The sequence below is a fragment of the Corynebacterium confusum genome (genome assembly GCF_030408715.1).
GTDB classification, from domain to species: Bacteria; Actinomycetota; Actinomycetes; order Mycobacteriales; family Mycobacteriaceae; genus Corynebacterium; species Corynebacterium confusum.
The window spans coordinates 1,186,961-1,203,321 of sequence record NZ_CP047202.1; the positions used below are offsets into that span (position 1 = coordinate 1,186,961).

The window sequence follows — 16,361 nt, forward strand, 5'->3', positions numbered from 1 at the left end:
TCGTGGTGTCAACACAAGACACGGCGCGGCACATCGTGGACAACCTCGGTGGAGCCGACAACATTACGTCCTTGACCCACTGCGCGACGCGTCTGCGCTTCCAGCTGGCAGACACCTCGCTGGTCGACACCGTCAAGATGGACGAAGACAAGGCCGTGCTCGGCACCGTCCCGCAGGGCGACCACGGTTTCCAGGTCGTCATGGGCGGCGGGGTAGCGGAATACTACAACGCCATCATTAAGACGCCTGGCGTCTCGGCATCGGGCGTGTACAGGGAAAGCGGCCAGAAGAAGCAGTACGAGGGCGTGCGCGGGAAGTATTCCTGGGTTGACTATTGCTTTGAGTTTCTCTCGGATACTTTCCGGCCCATCCTGTGGGCGCTTTTGGGCGCGTCGCTTATCATCATGCTGCTCATCTTGGCCGATACCATCGGCTGGCAGGATTTCCGTGCGCCGATGGAGGAGCAGCCTCCGGCCTACCAGCTGGGCCACGCGATGTGGCGCAGCGTCTTCTACTTCCTGCCGATTATGGTCGCGGCCACCGCGGCGAATAAACTCGGCGCGAATATGTGGGTCTCCGCGGCCATCCCGGCGGCCCTGCTGACCCCGGAGTTCCTCGCGATGGGCGAGCAGGGCGACGTCGTCGACGTCTTTGGGCTGCCGCTGGTCATCAACTCCTACGGCTCGCAGGTCTTCCCGCCGATCCTGGCGGCCATCGGCCTGTACTGGCTGGAAAAGGGGCTAAAGAAGATCATCCCGTCCGCAGTGCACATGGTCTTCGTGCCATTCTTCTCCCTGCTCATCATGATCCCGGCCACGGCGTTCCTGTTGGGTCCGTTCGGCGTCGGCGTGGGCAACGGGATTTCCTGGCTGCTGCACAGCATCAATGAGTTCTCGCCGTTCATCCTGGCCATCGTGGTGCCGCTGCTGTATCCGTTCCTGGTCCCGCTGGGCCTGCACTGGCCGCTGAACATCATCATGGTCCAGAACATCGCCACCTACGGCTACGACTTCATCCAAGGCCCGATGGGCGCCTGGAACTTCGCCTGCTTCGGCGTCGTCGCTGGCGTCATGGTTATCTCCTTCCGTGAGCACAACGACCAGATGCGCCAGGTCTCCATCGGCGGTCTGGCCGCCGGCCTGCTCGGCGGTGTCTCGGAGCCGTCGCTGTACGGTATCCTGCTGCGGTTCCGCCGCAGCTACTACCGCCTGCTGCCGGGCTGTGCCATCGGCGGCGCGGTGATGGGGCTGTTCAACGTTAAGGCCAACGCCTTCGTGTTCACCTCGGCCTTGACCGTCTTCGCGATGGAACCGGCCGCCGGTTACGCCCTTGGCCTGTTGGTCGCGTTTATGACGTCGTTCCTGCTGACGGTCTTCTTCGGATACCGCACCCCGGAGGAAAAGGCCGCGGATTTGGACCGTATCGCCTCCCGCCGCGCCGCCGGGGGCAAGGAGACCCCTGCCCCGGCTCACGATGCCACCGCACCGGCTGCCGCCCCGGCCGCCGTCGCCGCCCCGGCGAAGGAAGGCGCCGTGGCTATCGATGCGCCCCTGGCCGGCGAGGCCGTCGATCTTAGCGAGGTCCCCGATCCCATCTTCGCCGGCGCGAAGCTGGGCGAGGGCGTGGCCATCCGGCCGACCGGCACCACGGTCTACGCCCCGGCGGACGGCAAGGTGCTCACCGTCCAGAAGTCCGGGCACGCGGTGGGGCTCAGCCTGGACAGCGGCGTGCAGCTGCTGGTCCACGTCGGCCTGGACACCGTCGAGCTGGGCGGGGAGGGATTTACCGTCCACGTGGACAAGAAGCAGCGCGTAGCCGCCGGCGACAAGCTCATTAGCTTCGACCCGGAGTTCATCGCTTCCCGCGGCTACAACCTGATTACGCCGGTAGTGGTGACCAACACGAAGAAATTCGCCCGCGTGAACCCGACGCTCGGTACAGTCGATACCACCACTCCGGTCATCGAGGTGGTGCCGCGAGATAAGCAGGATGAAAAGAAGGAGGACGCTTAATGCGGCTGGTGGGGCTGACAGGGGGCATCGGCAGCGGTAAGTCTACCGTGGCGAAGATGCTGGAGGAGGCCGGCGCCTCGGTGGTGGACGCCGACCAGATCGCCCGCGACATCATGGAGCCGGGCCGCCCAGCCCTCCAGGACGCGGCCTACGCGTTCGGACGCGATATCCTCAACCCGGACGGGAGCCTGGATCGGGGCAAGCTCGCCGAGCGCGCCTTTGCCAGCCGCGAGGCGACCGATAAGCTCAACCGGATCACCCACCCGCGCATCGGGGAGCAGACTCGCAAGGCCTTCCGCAAGGCCCGCGAGCGCGGCGACGAGGTCGTCGTCTACGACATGCCGCTGCTCGTCGACAAGGGTCTGGACAAGGACATGGACCTGGTGGTCGTAGTGGACGTGGACCCGGAGGAGCGGGTTAAACGGTTGGTCGGGCGCGGCCTGAGCGCTGACGATGCCCGCGCGCGCATCATGGCCCAAATCCCCGACGATAAGCGCCGCGCGGCTGCCGATATCGTCATCGACAACAACGGCAGCCTCGAGGACCTGCGCGAGCGGGTCGACGCCATCCGGGAACGCGTCTTCGCCTAGGGCAGCCGCGGGCAGGCGGGTAGACTGGCCGACATGGCCTTTGCAGCGGAACACCCCATCCTGTCCGAGTCCGAACACCGCCCCGTGGGCGAGGTGGAGCGCACCCCCGGTAAGTTTAAGGTCGAGTCCGAATACGAGCCCGCCGGCAATCAGCCTGCGGCCATCGCGGAGCTGGATAAGCGGCTGGACCGCGGCGAAGCCGACGTCGTGCTCATGGGCGCGACCGGTACCGGTAAATCGGCGACGGCGGCGTGGCTCATCGAGCAGCAGCAACGCCCGACGCTGGTGATGGCGCCCAACAAGACCCTGGCCGCCCAGCTGGCCAACGAGCTGCGCCAGCTGCTGCCGCACAACGCGGTCGAATACTTTGTTTCCTACTACGACTACTACCAGCCGGAAGCGTATATCGCGCAGACGGATACCTACATCGAGAAGGACTCCTCGATCAACGAGGACGTCGAGCGCCTGCGCCATTCGGCGACCTCGGCGCTGCTGTCGCGCCGCGACGTCGTAGTGGTCAGCTCCGTGTCCTGCATTTACGGCTTGGGCACGCCGCAGTCCTACCTGGACCGTTCGGTGGTGCTCGCCGTCGACGACGAGGTCGAGCGGGACCGCTTCCTGCGCCTGTTGGTTGACATCCAGTACGAGCGCAACGACGTCGGCTTTACCCGCGGCACCTTCCGCGTCAACGGGGATACGGTGGACATCATCCCGGCCTACGAGGAGCGGGCGGTGCGCATCGAGTTCTTTGGCGACGACGTGGACTCGCTCTACTACATCCACCCGGTCACTGGGGACGTCCTCGAGCAAGTCGACGAGCTGCGGATTTTCCCCGCCACCCACTACGTGGCGGGCCCGGAGCGCATGGAAAAGGCCGTCGCGGACATCAAGGAGGAGCTGGCCGAGCGCCTGGCCGACCTGGAAAACCGCGGCAAGCTGCTGGAGGCGCAGCGCCTGCGCATGCGCACCGAATACGACCTGGAGATGATCGAGCAGGTCGGTTTCTGCTCTGGCATCGAGAACTACTCGCGGCACATGGACGGTCGCGAGGCCGGTTCCGCGCCGGCCACGTTGTTGGACTACTTCCCGGAAGACTTCCTGACGATCATCGACGAGTCCCACGTGACCGTGCCGCAGATCGGCGGCATGTTCGAGGGCGACATGGCCCGCAAGCGCAACCTGGTCGAGTTCGGCTTCCGCCTGCCCTCGGCGGTCGACAACCGCCCGCTGACCTTCGACGAGTTCGAGCAGCGCGTAGGCCAGACGGTCTACATGTCCGCGACCCCGGGCGACTACGAGCTGTCCGCCACCGGCGGCGAATTCGTTGAGCAGGTCATCCGCCCGACCGGCCTGGTGGACCCGAAGGTCACGGTCAAGCCCACGAAGGGCCAGATCGACGATCTCATCGACGAGGTGCGCACCCGCGTCGACAAGCAGGAGCGTGTGCTCGTGACCACGCTGACCAAGCGCATGGCCGAGGATCTCACGGACTACCTGCTCGAGCACGGGATCAAGGTGCGCTACCTGCACTCCGACATCGACACGTTGCAGCGCGTGGAGCTGCTGCGCCAGCTGCGGCTGGGCGAGTTCGACGTGCTGGTGGGTATCAACCTCCTGCGCGAGGGCCTCGACCTGCCGGAGGTTTCCCTGGTGGCCATCTTGGATGCGGACAAGGAGGGCTTCCTGCGTTCGACGACGTCGCTCATCCAGACCATCGGGCGCGCGGCCCGTAACGTATCCGGCGAGGTCATCATGTACGCGGACAAGATTACCGAGTCGATGAACAACGCCATCGAGGAGACTGAGCGCCGTCGCGAGAAGCAGATCGCCTACAACACCGAGCACGGCATCGATCCGCAGCCGTTGCGCAAGAAGATCGCCGACATCCTGGACCAGGTCTACGACAACGACGGCGACAGCGACGGGGAATCAGCCGCGGCCAGTGATCCGGCGGCGATGGTGGATAAGCCGGACGTGTCCTCGATGGCGGTCGAGGAAGTCGAGAAGCTCATCGACGATCTGACCGCCCAAATGGGGGAAGCCGCCCGGGAGCTCAAGTTCGAGCTTGCAGGACGTTTGCGCGACGAGATTGCGGACCTGAGAAAGGAAGCGCGAGGCCTCAAAGAGGCGGGCATTTAGAGGCTATACTAGGGCGGAAGCAAGCTGAATCTGCAAGAAAGAAAGAACATGCTTACCTATTCGAACATCGTCGTCGGCACCGACGGCTCGGCTACCTCCTTGCGCGCCGTGCGCACCGCCGCCTCCCTGGCGCGCGTCTACGAGGCCCGCCTCATCATCGTCTCCGCGTTCTTCAACCACTCCAGCTCTATGCTGGGCGCGACCGGTTCGGACAACACCGGCGTGCCGGTCATCAGCGAGGACATGGCGAAGGACTTCTTGGCCAACGCGCTGAAGGTCGCGGAGGAGGAGAAGGCCGACAACGTTGAGATCGTGGGCCGCCCCGGCGATCCGGTCAAGGCGCTGCTGGCGGCTGGCGAGGACTTCGACGTCGACCTCTTCGTCGTGGGCAACAAGGGCTTCAACTCCATGCGCGGCCGCGTCTTCGGCTCCGTGGCGAAGGATCTGACCCGCCGGGCACACGTCGACGTGCTTGTGGCAGATACCACTGACTAGCCCGCTGCACTAAAGCCCCGCCGGCCGGTTGTTACACTAGAATAGGGTAAATACCAGAAGAATATTTGGCGGACTAAGAGTCCACAGAAAGGTCACCATGAGCGATTACAACACCATTGTTGTCGGCACCGACGGCTCCAACTCCTCTCTGCTGGCAGTGGAGCGCGCAGCCAAGATTGCCGCTGCGTTCGACGCAACCCTCATCATCGGTTGCGCCTACTACGAGAACAAGGAAGAGGCCTCCAAGACTCTGCGTCAGGAGTCTGTGACCATCCTGGGTGATGACAAGGCCGAGGCCAACCTCGTGGCCGGCCGCGAGCACGCTGAGAAGTTCGGCGCCAAGGATGTCAAGACCGCCGTCCGCCCGGGCACCCCGGTCCAGGCCCTGATGTCGATTGTCAACGACAACAAGGCTGACCTGCTGATCGTCGGTAACCGTGGCATCAACTCCCTGACCGGCCGCCTGCTGGGGTCCGTCCCGGCAGATGTCGCCCGCCAGTCCGACTGCGACGTCATGATCGTCCACACCGTCGCCTAAGGCGCGGCCTACTCGCCGAAGACTAAAGGCCCTCCCCGCTGCATTCCTCGTGGTGCGGTCGGGAGGGCCTTGTGCGTGCCCGGGCCTAGTGGGCGCGGTGCGTTTCGACGCGATCGAAGGGGTTGCGGCGGTAGACGGCTAGGAGGCTGTGGCCGTTGTCGCCCTGGATGAGCGGGACGTCGCTGCGCGCACTGCCACCGGCCTCGGCGAGCGGGGCGGCGGTGCCGTGCGAGAGCACGTGCTCCTGCGGCGACAGGTTGCGGATGGCCACGCCGGCGATTCGCTCGGAGTGCTCGTTGACCACGTCGCGGTAGGTCAGCGGATCGTGCTGGCCGTCGTCGCCGACCAAGACCCACTGGATGTGCGGGAAGTCGATAATCAAGTTTCGCAGCTGGACCTTCTTGTGCTCCACGCCGTTGCGGAAGAGCCCGGTGGGCGTGGGGCCCCAGTCGGTCAGAAGCATCGGCCCGCGCGGCAGGCGGTGCGTTCGCACGAAGTTGACCAGGGTGTCGAAGGTGTTCCACGCACCCGTCGATAGGTAGAACACGGGCGCGCTCGGGTGGGCGTCAATAAGCTCCGAGTAGAACGCGTCCATGCCCGGCACGGGCTGGCGGCGGTTGGTGCGCTTGAACCAGGAGTTCCAGGCGGCCAGCAGGGCGCGCGGCAGCCAGGTGACCATGATGGTGTCGTCCACGTCGCTGATGATGCCGACGCGGGCGCTTTCATCGATGATGAGCACCTCCGCGGTCACCGGCTCGGCACCTTCGGCGGCAATCGTCACCTCGTGCCACCCGGGGGTCAGGCCGTGGTCTTTGACGAGGACGTCGATGTAGCCGTTGTCGTTGGTGGAGGCGTGGACGGTCTGGTCCCCGGCGGTCACGGCGACGTCGATGCCGGCGACCTGGATGGTGAAAAACTGGCGGTAGCCGCGCTCAGCCCAGCTGCGAGCGGGCCGGTCGGGGTTCTCCATCAGGACGCGCCCCAGCACGCGGACCCGGTCCGGGCTGCCGTAGCCCAGGTAGCCGGCCACCGTGGGGACCCAGCCCCGGGCATCGGAACGCTTGACGCTCCAGCGGTTGATATGGCGCTCGCAGAGGCGGGCAAAATCAGATAAAGCCATGGTGACCAATCTATCCTAAGCGGGCAGCTCGCCGTAGACCGAAAGCGTCTGGGTGGCCCGCGTCAGAGCCACGTAGAGGTTCTGCAGCCCCTGCGGGGAGGCCTCGACGATGGCCTGCGGGTCGACGATAACCACGTGGTCGAACTCCAGGCCCTTGATCTCTTCGACGTTGCTGGCATCAATCACCGCGCGCAGGCGCCCGTCCTCCGTGCTGCCGATGCCGACTGCCGGACGATCCGCTTCTTCCTCCGGCAGGCGGTGGTAGGTCACCGGCTCGCCGGGGCGGATGGCGGTGGCGGGCTTGGCGTGTGGGTCGATGAGTGCGAGCAGCCGGTCGGCCACCTCGGCGATGGGCTCCGGCGTGCGGTAGTTGACCGTGAGCCGGTGGTGGCGGAAGCGGCCGCCGACGAAGGGCTCGAGCGTGTCGGCCCAGGCGTCCACGCCGGCCGGGGCGCTGGTCTGGGCGGTGTCACCGACCAGGGTGACCCAGCGCGAGGGGCTGCGGCGGAAGACCATCCGCCACTCCATGGCGCTGAGCTCTTGGGCCTCGTCGACCACCACGTGCCCGAAGGCCCACGTGTGGTCGGCGCGGGCGCGCTCGGCGGTGGTGCGGTGATCCTGGACCTGCTGGCGCCGCGCCAGGGTCTCGGCGTCGATGACATCGTGGGCGGAGAGGATCTCCGCGTCGAACATGTCGTCGTCGTTGTCCGTGGACTCGGAACTGCTCAGGATGTCGAGGGCGTCCTCGGCCTCAGCGACCTGCTGCTTCCAGGCCTCGCGCTCCGCCTCCTCGACAGCGGCCGGGTCGGGCATGCCGATTAAGACGGCGAGCTCGTCGAGGAGGGCGGCATCGCTAGCCGTCCAGGCCTTCCCGTCGGCCCGGTAGAGCGCCTCCTGGGTCTCTTCGTCGTAGGCGGCGGCCGCCCGGGAAATGAACTCGCGGGAGGACAAGAGCTCAGAAAGCACCTGCTGAGGGGCTAGCTCCGGCCAGTAGGCGTCGATGAGCCCGCGCACGGCGGGGGACTCGGCCAGATCGTCGTGAAGCTGGTCGACGTCGGCGCGCGAGAGCAGGTTGTCGCCGCCGAGAGGATCGGCGCCGATGCGCTCCGAGAGCGCCTGGGCCAGGGACTCGGTGAGGTGCTCGGCGAAGGCCAGGCGGGCATCGTTGTGCGGCTTGCGGGAGCGGCGCGCGCGGGTCCGGGCGGCCTTGACCATGGCCGGGGTGACCTTAAGCGGCAGCTGCTCGACGGTGATCTCCAGCGCCGTGTCCGGGACCTGCTGGTAGTCCTTGACGGCGTTGGCCAGGATCTCGGCCATGGCCTCCGAGCCCTTGATCTCGCGGGCCAGTAGATCCTCGGGGTGGTCGCCGGTCACGCCGGGGAAGAGATCCCCGATGGTCGAGAGCACAGTGCCGGTCTCACCCAGCTCGGGTAGGACCTGGGAAATATAGTCCAGGAAGGTCGGGTTGGGGCCCACGATGAGCACGCCGGTGGACGCGAGCCGCTCGCGGTAGGTGTAGAGCAGGTAGGCCACGCGGTGCAGCGCCACGGCGGTCTTGCCGGTGCCGGGCCCGCCCTCGACGACTAGGGCGCCGCGGGTCGAATCGCGGATGATCTCGTCCTGCTCGCGCTGGATGGTCTCCACGATGGAGGACATGTGCCCGGTGCGCGCCTGCTGCAGGGCCTGGAAGAGCGCGGACTCGCTGGCCACGCCCGCGGTGTCCGTCCCGGCGCTGTCGCCGGAGAGATACTCGTCGGTGAGATCGGTGACCTCGCGCCCCCGCATCCGGATGGTGCGGCGCTGCTCAACGCCCTCCGGGTGGGCGGTGGTGGCCAGGTAGAACGGGCGGGCCATCGGGGCGCGCCAGTCCAGCAGTAGGGTGCGGTAGTCGTCGGCGCGATCGTCCATGCCCATGCGCCCGATGTAGCGCCGGTCGAGCCCCGCCTCGGTCGGGTTGTCCCCGTCCGCGTCGATATCGATCCGGCCGAAGACCAGGCCCAGCTGCGCCAGGTTGAGCTTGTCCAGCTTGGCCTGCAGGCCGTGGTACTCGGTTTCGCGGCGCACCAGGGCGTCCGCGTCCGGGGTCTGGGGATCGACGTCCGCCTGCACGCGGGCCAAGGATTCGTTGGCGCGGGCGACGGCGTCGTCTAGGCGGTCGAACAAGCCGTCCACGTAGGCCTGCTCGGCGGCTACCTCGGCCTGGTGGACCGAGGCCTGCCGCGGGTCACGTTCACCGGTCATAAGGTGGGCTTTCTGTCTCGTGCACGGGTTGGCGGGGTGGGCAAAAGAACAACGGCCCAGCATACTCGCTGGGCCGTTGCGTGGAAAAGTAGCTGGGTGGGAAAGCTTAGAGCTTGCCCTCGAGCTTCTGCATGGCCTTGGCGATGGCCTTGTCGGCGCGCTTCTGCAGCTTGTCGGCGTTCTTGGAGGCCTTCTTGGCGGCACGCTTGCCGTTCTTCTTGTCGGCGGCGGAGCGGGCCTTCTCGGCCTTCTCCTGCGCGCGGGAGGCGGCCTTGACGGCACCCTTGCGGGCGGTCTCGGCGTTGTCCTGGGCAGCCTTTAGCCAGTCGTCCTTGTTATCGGTGACGAAGTCCTTTGCGTCGTTGACGTAGCCCTTGGCGGTCTCCAACAGGTCCTTGCCGCTTTCCTGCCAGTCGTCCTTATTGTCGTCGACGTAGGCCTGGACCTTGTCGGAGGTCTCGTTGAACCAGTCGGAGGCGCGATCCGAGAAATCGGAGGCGCGCTCGGACAGGTCGTCGGCGAACTTCTGGGACTCGGACTTGGTAGGCAGCGCCTGCTGGATCTTCTTGTTGGTGCGCTCGCCGGCCTTCTGGGCGCGCCAGCGCAGGGAGGGCTTACCCGCGGTGTCCTGGGTGGTGATGAACAGCGCACCCAGCAGGGCGGTGTTGGTCAGCAGGCCGTTGCGCTTGGAGGTCTTCTCCTCGGCGCTGTCGGCCTCCCAGAAATTGTTGCGGGTCAACATCGTCGGCAGGGTAGCGGCGGCCAGGACGGCGGCCGAGGTGCGCGGGGCCTTGCCCAAGGCGAGCAGGGAGCCGGCGCCGACCTTGGCGCCACCTAGGCCGCGGGCTACCAGCTCTGGGTCGTTCGGGACGTAACCGGCGTAGCTGCCCGGCAGGGCCTTGCGCAGGGTCTGCAGGAAGGACTCCGTCTCCTCCACGTGATCGGAGGTGTTACGGAGAGTGTCCACACCGTCGTAAACGAAGACCGAAGCCAACATCGGGCGGGCAATCTTGCGAATCATGTCTGAAATGCTCCTTTAGTGAAAAAGACCAGTAAGTCTAACCTAGAAGTTCTAAGCCAGAAATTTAACCTAGGGGTTCAAGTTTACGCACTTTTTACGCGGCTGTGGGCCAGCCGGGGAGACTACCAGCGGCGGTCCCACCATTCGCCGAGGTGCGGGCGCTCCTCGTCGAGGGTGGTGGGCTTGCCGTGGCCCGGCCAGACGACCGTTTCGTCCGGATAGATATCAAATACGCGTTCGGTCAGATCCTTGTAAAGGCGGACGAAGTCACCCTCCGAGGTGGTCTTGCCGACGCCGCCGGGGAAGAGGGAATCACCCACGAAGAGGTTGGGCACATCGTCCAGCTCGGTGACCAGCGCCGCCCCACCCGGGGTGTGGCCGCGCAGGATGATGACGGGCAGATCGTGCCCGGCGAAATCGATGGTGTCGCCGTGGTTGAGCTCGACGTCGACCGGCGCGGGCAGGGCGGGTGAGTCCAGGAAGGACGCGTAGTGGGTGGCGCCGGTTTCCTTCAGGATTTCCGGCAACGCGCGGACGTGGTCCCAGTGACGGTGGGTGGTAAAGACCGCGGTGATGCTGATGCCAGCTTGGCGGGCCATGTCGAGGATGGCAGGGGCGTCGTCGGCGGCATCGACAAGCAAGCCCTCGTCGCCGCAGGCCAGCAGGTAGCAGTTGTTGTCCATGTCGGAGACGGAAATATGGTGTAGCTTGAGCTCTTTAGTCATGTTGACCAGTCTACGGGTAAATTCGAGCGAAGAGACACGCAGTGAATAATCTGCATTAGATCCATTAAGGAAGGTAGGCAAACTGTGGCTGATCGCCTCGTCGTCCGCGGCGCCCGCGAGCACAACCTCCAAGGGGTAGATATCGACCTGCCCCGCGACAACATGATTGTGTTCACCGGCCTGTCCGGATCGGGCAAGTCCTCGCTAGCTTTCGACACCATTTTCGCAGAGGGCCAGCGCCGCTACGTGGAGTCACTGTCTTCCTACGCCCGTATGTTTTTGGGGCAGATGGACAAGCCGGACGTCGATTTCATCGATGGCCTGTCCCCGGCCGTGTCCATCGACCAGAAGTCGACCAACCACAACCCGCGCTCGACGGTCGGCACCATCACCGAGATCTACGACTACCTGCGCCTGCTGTTTTCGCGCGCGGGCACCGCACACTGCCCGAAGTGTGACGCCGTCATCGAGCGGCAGACCCCGCAGCAGATTGTAGACACGGTCTTAGAGCACGAGGAGAAGCTGAAGTTCCAGGTGCTCGCCCCGGTGGTGCGCAGGCGCAAGGGCGAGTTCGTCGACCTCTTTGCCGACCTGGCCGCCCAGGGCTTTGCTCGTGTGCGCGTCGACGGGGAGGTGCACCAGCTGTCTAATCCGCCGAAGCTGAAAAAGCAGATCAAGCACGACATTGAGGTCGTCGTTGACCGCCTGCAGGTCAAGGCCTCCCAGAAGCAGCGACTGACGGATTCGGTGGAAACGGCCCTGCGCTTGGCCGAAGGCCTAGTGAGCATCGACTTCGTCGACCAGCCGGAGCTCAACCACACCTATTCGGAGAAGGCCGCCTGCCCGAACGGGCACACGCTGACCATCGAGGAATACGAGCCGCGCGCCTTTTCTTTCAACTCGCCGTTCGGCGCCTGCCCAGTCTGCGACGGCCTGGGCACCCGCCTCAAGGTCGACGAGGACCTGCTCATCCCGGACCCGGACGCCCCGGCTGTCGATGCCGTCCAGCCATGGCACTCCAGCCCCAATAGTCGCTACTTCGTCAAGCTGGTCGAGGGCCTGGGCAAGGCGCTGGACTTCGATCCGCACGCCCCGCTAAGCTCGCTGACCGACGAGCAGCGCGATGCCCTGATCCACGGCACCGAGCAGGAAGTCCACGTCCGCTACAAGAACCGCTACGGCCGCCAGCGCAACTGGACCGCCCCCTTCGAAGGCGCGGTGGGCTTTATCGAGCGCAAGCTGGAGACCACCGACTCCGACTCACAGAAGGACCGCCTGCTGCAGTACACGCGCCAGGTGCCTTGCCCGACCTGCCACGGCTCCCGCCTGAAGCCGGAGATCCTGGCCGTGCGCCTAGCCTCCGGCGCGCACGGCGAGCAGTCCATCGCGGGGCTGACCTCCCTGTCCATCGAGGACGCCTCCGAGTTCTTGTCCACGCTGAAGCTTGGCCACCGCGAGGAAATTATCGCCGGCGCGGTGCTTAAGGAGATCCAGGCGCGCCTACGCTTCCTGCTGGACGTCGGCCTGAACTACCTGACCCTGGACCGCGGCGCGTCCACGCTTTCCGGCGGTGAGGCCCAGCGCATCCGGCTGGCCACCCAGATCGGTTCCGGGCTGGCGGGCGTGCTCTACGTCCTGGACGAGCCGTCTATCGGCCTGCACCAGCGCGACAACCAGCGGCTCATCGCCACGCTGCAGCGGCTGCGGGATATCGGCAACACGCTGATCGTCGTCGAGCATGACGAGGACACCATCCGCCAGGCGGATTGGCTCGTGGACATCGGCCCGCGCGCCGGCGAGTACGGCGGCCACGTGGTCTACCAGGGCGAGCCGGCCGGCATCGAAAGCTGCGAAGAATCGCTGACGGGCCAGTTCCTGTCCGGGTCCAAAGTCCTGGCGGTGCCGGATCACCGCCGCGAGATCGACAAGCAGCGCGTGCTGAAGATCGTCGGCGCCCGCGAGAACAACCTCAAGGGCATCAACGTGACCATCCCGCTGGGCGTGCTGGTCTGCGTGACCGGTGTGTCCGGCTCGGGTAAGTCCACCGTGGTCAACCAGATCCTGGCCAAGACCCTGGCCAACGAGCTCAACCGCGCGCGCCAGGTGCCCGGCCGCGCCAAGCGCGTGGAGGGCATGGAACATCTCGACAAGCTGGTGCAGGTCGACCAGAGCCCCATTGGGCGCACCCCGCGGTCGAACCCGGCGACCTATACGGGCGTGTTCGACAAGATCCGTAACCTGTTTGCCGAGACCCAGGAGGCCAAGGTACGCGGCTACAAGGCCGGGCGCTTCTCCTTCAACGTCAAGGGTGGGCGCTGCGAAGCCTGCCACGGCGACGGCACCCTGAAGATCGAGATGAACTTCTTGCCGGATGTCTACGTGCCCTGCGAGGTCTGCAACGGCGCGCGCTACAACCGGGAGACGCTCGAGGTCCAGTACAAGGGCAAGAACATCGCCGAGGTACTGAACATGCCGATCTCGGAGGCCGCCGAGTTCTTCGAACCGATCACCTCCATCCACCGCTACCTGCACACGCTGGTCGAGGTCGGCCTGGGCTACGTGCGGCTGGGGCAGGCGGCGACGACCCTGTCCGGTGGCGAGGCCCAGCGCGTGAAGCTGGCCTCGGAGTTGCAGAAGCGGACCAATGGCCGGACCGTCTACATCCTGGACGAGCCGACCACGGGCCTGCACTTCGAGGACATCCGTAAGCTGATGCTGGTCATCCAGGGCCTGGTGGACAAGGGCAACTCGGTCATCATCATCGAGCACAACCTGGACGTCATCAAGGCCGCCGACTGGCTGGTGGACATGGGCCCAGAGGGTGGCAACGGCGGCGGCACGGTCGTCGCGGAGGGTACTCCGGAGCAGGTCGCGGCTGTTGAGGGCTCTTATACCGGACAGTTCCTCGCCGACGTTTTGACACCGGCCGGCAAGTAGCCGGGGAGAGCCCCGGAGAGGGGAGCAGCGTTGCGATTTGGTGGGCAGCGGGTGCCGTGCTAGTGTAGTTGCCACTACCGCCCGTGGTACCTTCCATAAGGTTTCCGGGTCACAAGCGGAGATTCTCCCACCCCCAGCCGCCTAGAGCAGGCAACGGGTCAAAAGGTAACCAAGCCCCTGCGGGGTGCGGTATCTAGGTGAGACCTCCCGGCTGTCAGATTTGGCAGGCGGGTTTCTTTGTTTGTGGCGTTGGTAGGCGAATTAACTATTGACCCTTCTCACTTAGGAGACACACAATCAGCGCTGAAGCTCGCATCAATGAGCGAATCCGAGTACCCGAAGTTCGTCTGATCGGACCCGAGGGTGAACAGGTAGGAGTTGTCCGTACCGACGACGCCCGCAAGGTTGCGTACGAAGCCGATTTGGACCTGGTCGAGGTTGCCCCGAAGGCGAAGCCTCCGGTGGCCAAGATTATGGACTACGGCAAGTACAAGTACGAGCAGGCCCAGAAGGCTCGCGAGGCTCGCAAGAACCAGCAACAGACTGTGGTCAAGGAGCAGAAGTTCCGTCCTAAGATCGATGACCACGATTACGAGACCAAAAAGGGCAATGTTGTTCGCTTCCTCGAAAAGGGCTCCAAGGTCAAGGTGACCATCATGTTCCGCGGTCGCGAGCAGTCGCGTCCGGAACTCGGTTTCCGCCTGCTGGAGCGGTTGGCTGAGGACGTCGCGGAGGTCGGCGTCGTCGAGTCCCGCCCCAAGCAGGATGGCCGCAACATGACCATGGTCTTGGGCCCGGTTCGCAAGGGTAAGAAGTAGACCACACACTAGGGATTTAAGGACTTAATTCTCATGAAGCAGAAGACCCACAAGGGCACCGCCAAGCGTATTAAGGTGACCGGTTCCGGCAAGCTGCGCCGTGAGCAGGCTGGCCGTCGCCACCTGCTGGAGGGCAAGCCCTCCAAGCGTACCCGTCGACTGAAGGGCACCGAGGCTGTCGCCCAGTCCGACGTCAAGCGCGTCAAGCGCCTGCTCGGCCGCTCCTAATAGCGCCGAATCCACCCCACCTCAATACCGTCGAGAAAGATTTAAGGAAGTACTACCGTGGCACGAGTAAAGCGCTCTGTGAACGCCAAGAAGAAGCGTCGCGCGATTCTGAAGTCCGCTAAGGGCTACCGTGGCGCCCGTTCCCGCCGCTACCGCATTGCGAAGGAACAGTGGCTGCACTCCATGACTTACGCTTACCGCGATCGTCGCGCCCGTAAGTCTGAGTTCCGCAAGCTGTGGATCCAGCGCATCAACGCTGCAGCCCGCATGAACGACCTGACCTACAACCGTCTCATCCACGGCCTGCGCCTGGCTGAGATCGAGGTCGACCGTAAGATCCTGGCCGAGCTGGCCGTCAACGACTTCGACGCCTTCTCCGCCCTGTGCGACGCCGCCAAGGCCGCCCTGCCGGAGGACGTCAACGCCCCGAAGGCTGCCTAAGCCTTAACGGGTCTCGGAGTAGTTCCACTACTTCGCCTTCCACCCCGCGCCCGCCACTGGTTGACAGTGCGCCGGTCGCGGGGTTTTTCTCTTATCCGGACCCGCTGTCCCCTTGGGGGCGGGCAGCGGTCTGCCTGCTAGATTGGCGGGTATGACACTGGACTTTTCTCAACCTCTAACCGAACGCACGCCCCGCGTAGTCAAGGCCGCGAAGCTCCACCGCGCCGCGGCCCGGCGGAAGGCCGGCGCCTTCCTCATCGAAGGAGAAAACGCCGTCGATGCCGCCGTGTCCACCGGCGCGGCCACCGACGTCTTCGCCACCGAGAAGGCCGCGGAGCGTTTCGCGGAGATCCTGACCGCCGCCGGCTACATGGACGTCTACGTGCACCCGATTACGGACAAGGCCGCCAAGTCGCTGTCCGACACCGCGACCACCACCGGCCTTTTCGCCGTGTGCCGGCCGGTGCTGTGGTCGGCCGGCAAGATCTTGGCGGGCAAGCCCTCGCTGGTCTCGGTGCCGGTGCTGACCAGCGAGCCGGGAAATGCGGGCACTCTCATCCGCACCTCGGACGCCATGGGTGCCGACGGGGTCATCTTCGCCGGCGAGACCGTCGACCCGCTGGGCTGCAAGGTGGCGCGGGCCTCGGCCGGCTCCGTCTTCCACGTGCCGGTGGCCCGCGAGACCAACGTCAAGGACGTGCTCGGCCAGCTGCGCTCCCATGACCTACAGATCCTGGCTACCGCTGCGGATGGGGAGGCCGATCTCGCGGACGTGGACCTTTCGCAGCCGACGGCCTGGCTGTTCGGTAACGAGGCCCACGGGCTGGGGCGGGACCTATTGGACCAGGCGGATCTACGGGTGCGGATCCCGATTCGGGGCCGCGCCGAGTCCCTCAACCTCGCGACCGCCGCCAGCATCTGCCTCTACGAGTCCGCCAAGGCGCAGGGCTAGCCCGAGCTAACCCGTGCTCGCCGGGTTAGCTCAGGGGATAAAATTGCCGCCCCGGCGCCGGTGGGTACGGCTTAAGCGGGTAACATAGCCTGCGTTAGTTTAAG

The 16,361-nt window shown here is 65.4% G+C and carries 13 protein-coding genes and 1 pseudogene; 10 read left to right on the top strand and 4 right to left on the bottom strand.

Translation table 11 applies throughout. From position 1 onward, the window contains the following. The first annotated feature begins 2 nt into the window (after positions 1–2). From CCONF_RS05580 to CCONF_RS05600, 5 genes are all read left to right on the top strand, one after another. Positions 3–2,012 (top strand): glucose PTS transporter subunit IIA, encoded by a 2,010-nt coding sequence (locus CCONF_RS05580; RefSeq protein ID WP_290226084.1) that lies wholly within the window; start codon positions 3–5, stop codon positions 2,010–2,012. Continuing rightward, positions 2,012–2,602: a dephospho-CoA kinase gene (gene coaE / locus CCONF_RS05585; protein WP_290226085.1), complete on the top strand. Its 591-nt coding sequence runs from the start codon at positions 2,012–2,014 to the stop codon at positions 2,600–2,602. Before CCONF_RS05580 ends, coaE begins: the two co-directional genes overlap by 1 nt. A gap of 33 nt (positions 2,603–2,635) precedes the next feature. Then, positions 2,636–4,741 carry an excinuclease ABC subunit UvrB gene (gene uvrB, locus CCONF_RS05590; RefSeq protein WP_290226087.1) on the top strand — a complete coding sequence of 702 codons (2,106 nt, stop codon included), beginning with the start codon at positions 2,636–2,638 and terminating at the stop codon, positions 4,739–4,741. A 48-nt stretch (positions 4,742–4,789) separates the two neighbouring features. Beyond that, positions 4,790–5,236, top strand: coding sequence for a universal stress protein (locus CCONF_RS05595; protein WP_290226089.1), 447 nt, complete (start codon positions 4,790–4,792; stop codon positions 5,234–5,236). Positions 5,237–5,333: 97 nt separating this feature from the next. Further along, positions 5,334–5,774: a universal stress protein gene (locus CCONF_RS05600; protein WP_290226091.1), complete on the top strand. Its 441-nt coding sequence runs from the start codon at positions 5,334–5,336 to the stop codon at positions 5,772–5,774. A gap of 85 nt (positions 5,775–5,859) precedes the next feature. Here CCONF_RS05600 and CCONF_RS05605 read toward each other — a convergent pair whose 3' ends face one another. From CCONF_RS05605 to CCONF_RS05620, 4 genes are all read right to left on the bottom strand, one after another. After that, on the bottom strand, positions 5,860–6,894 hold the full coding sequence (locus tag CCONF_RS05605; protein WP_290226093.1) for an App1 family protein phosphatidate phosphatase: 1,035 nt from the start codon (positions 6,892–6,894) through the stop codon (positions 5,860–5,862). Positions 6,895–6,909: 15 nt separating this feature from the next. Further along, complete coding sequence (locus CCONF_RS05610; RefSeq protein ID WP_290226095.1) at positions 6,910–9,135, bottom strand: HelD family protein; 2,226 nt, start codon at positions 9,133–9,135, stop codon at positions 6,910–6,912. Between the two features lie 106 nt (positions 9,136–9,241). Next, the gene (locus tag CCONF_RS05615; protein ID WP_290226099.1) at positions 9,242–10,156 is read right to left on the bottom strand and encodes a DoxX family protein; all 915 of its coding nucleotides are present in this window, start codon (positions 10,154–10,156) and stop codon (positions 9,242–9,244) included. 122 nt (positions 10,157–10,278) lie between these two features. Further along, the gene (locus CCONF_RS05620) at positions 10,279–10,881 is read right to left on the bottom strand and encodes an MBL fold metallo-hydrolase (protein WP_290226102.1); all 603 of its coding nucleotides are present in this window, start codon (positions 10,879–10,881) and stop codon (positions 10,279–10,281) included. Positions 10,882–10,980: 99 nt separating this feature from the next. On the opposite strand from CCONF_RS05620, the pseudogene uvrA reads away from it, so the two are divergent. From uvrA to CCONF_RS05645, 5 genes and pseudogenes are all read left to right on the top strand, one after another. Beyond that, positions 10,981–13,818: pseudogene (gene uvrA, locus CCONF_RS05625) on the top strand (excinuclease ABC subunit UvrA); the annotation flags it as partial. Between the two features lie 296 nt (positions 13,819–14,114). After that, a complete protein-coding gene (infC, locus tag CCONF_RS05630) occupies positions 14,115–14,636 on the top strand; it encodes a translation initiation factor IF-3 (RefSeq protein WP_290226283.1) in 522 nt (173 codons plus the stop codon). Positions 14,637–14,669: 33 nt separating this feature from the next. Then, on the top strand, positions 14,670–14,864 hold the full coding sequence (gene rpmI / locus CCONF_RS05635) for a 50S ribosomal protein L35 (RefSeq protein WP_070769319.1): 195 nt from the start codon (positions 14,670–14,672) through the stop codon (positions 14,862–14,864). A gap of 57 nt (positions 14,865–14,921) precedes the next feature. Further along, complete coding sequence (rplT, locus tag CCONF_RS05640) at positions 14,922–15,305, top strand: 50S ribosomal protein L20 (protein ID WP_290226108.1); 384 nt, start codon at positions 14,922–14,924, stop codon at positions 15,303–15,305. 151 nt (positions 15,306–15,456) lie between these two features. Next, positions 15,457–16,257 (top strand): TrmH family RNA methyltransferase, encoded by an 801-nt coding sequence (locus CCONF_RS05645; protein WP_290226110.1) that lies wholly within the window; start codon positions 15,457–15,459, stop codon positions 16,255–16,257. Positions 16,258–16,361 lie beyond the last annotated feature (104 nt).

Excerpts from the sequence above, each read along its gene's own strand:
- rpmI (WP_070769319.1), top strand. The coding sequence starts at position 14,670 with ATGAAGCAGAAGACCCACAAGGGCACCGCCAAGCGTATTAAGGTGACC.
- CCONF_RS05620 (WP_290226102.1), bottom strand. The coding sequence starts at position 10,881 with ATGACTAAAGAGCTCAAGCTACACCATATTTCCGTCTCCGACATGGAC.
- CCONF_RS05595 (WP_290226089.1), top strand. The coding sequence starts at position 4,790 with ATGCTTACCTATTCGAACATCGTCGTCGGCACCGACGGCTCGGCTACC.
- CCONF_RS05615 (WP_290226099.1), bottom strand. The coding sequence starts at position 10,156 with ATGATTCGCAAGATTGCCCGCCCGATGTTGGCTTCGGTCTTCGTTTAC.
- CCONF_RS05605 (WP_290226093.1), bottom strand. The coding sequence starts at position 6,894 with ATGGCTTTATCTGATTTTGCCCGCCTCTGCGAGCGCCATATCAACCGC.
- CCONF_RS05610 (WP_290226095.1), bottom strand. The coding sequence starts at position 9,135 with ATGACCGGTGAACGTGACCCGCGGCAGGCCTCGGTCCACCAGGCCGAG.
- coaE (WP_290226085.1), top strand. The coding sequence starts at position 2,012 with ATGCGGCTGGTGGGGCTGACAGGGGGCATCGGCAGCGGTAAGTCTACC.
- CCONF_RS05600 (WP_290226091.1), top strand. The coding sequence starts at position 5,334 with ATGAGCGATTACAACACCATTGTTGTCGGCACCGACGGCTCCAACTCC.
- uvrB (WP_290226087.1), top strand. The coding sequence starts at position 2,636 with ATGGCCTTTGCAGCGGAACACCCCATCCTGTCCGAGTCCGAACACCGC.
- CCONF_RS05645 (WP_290226110.1), top strand. The coding sequence starts at position 15,457 with ATGACACTGGACTTTTCTCAACCTCTAACCGAACGCACGCCCCGCGTA.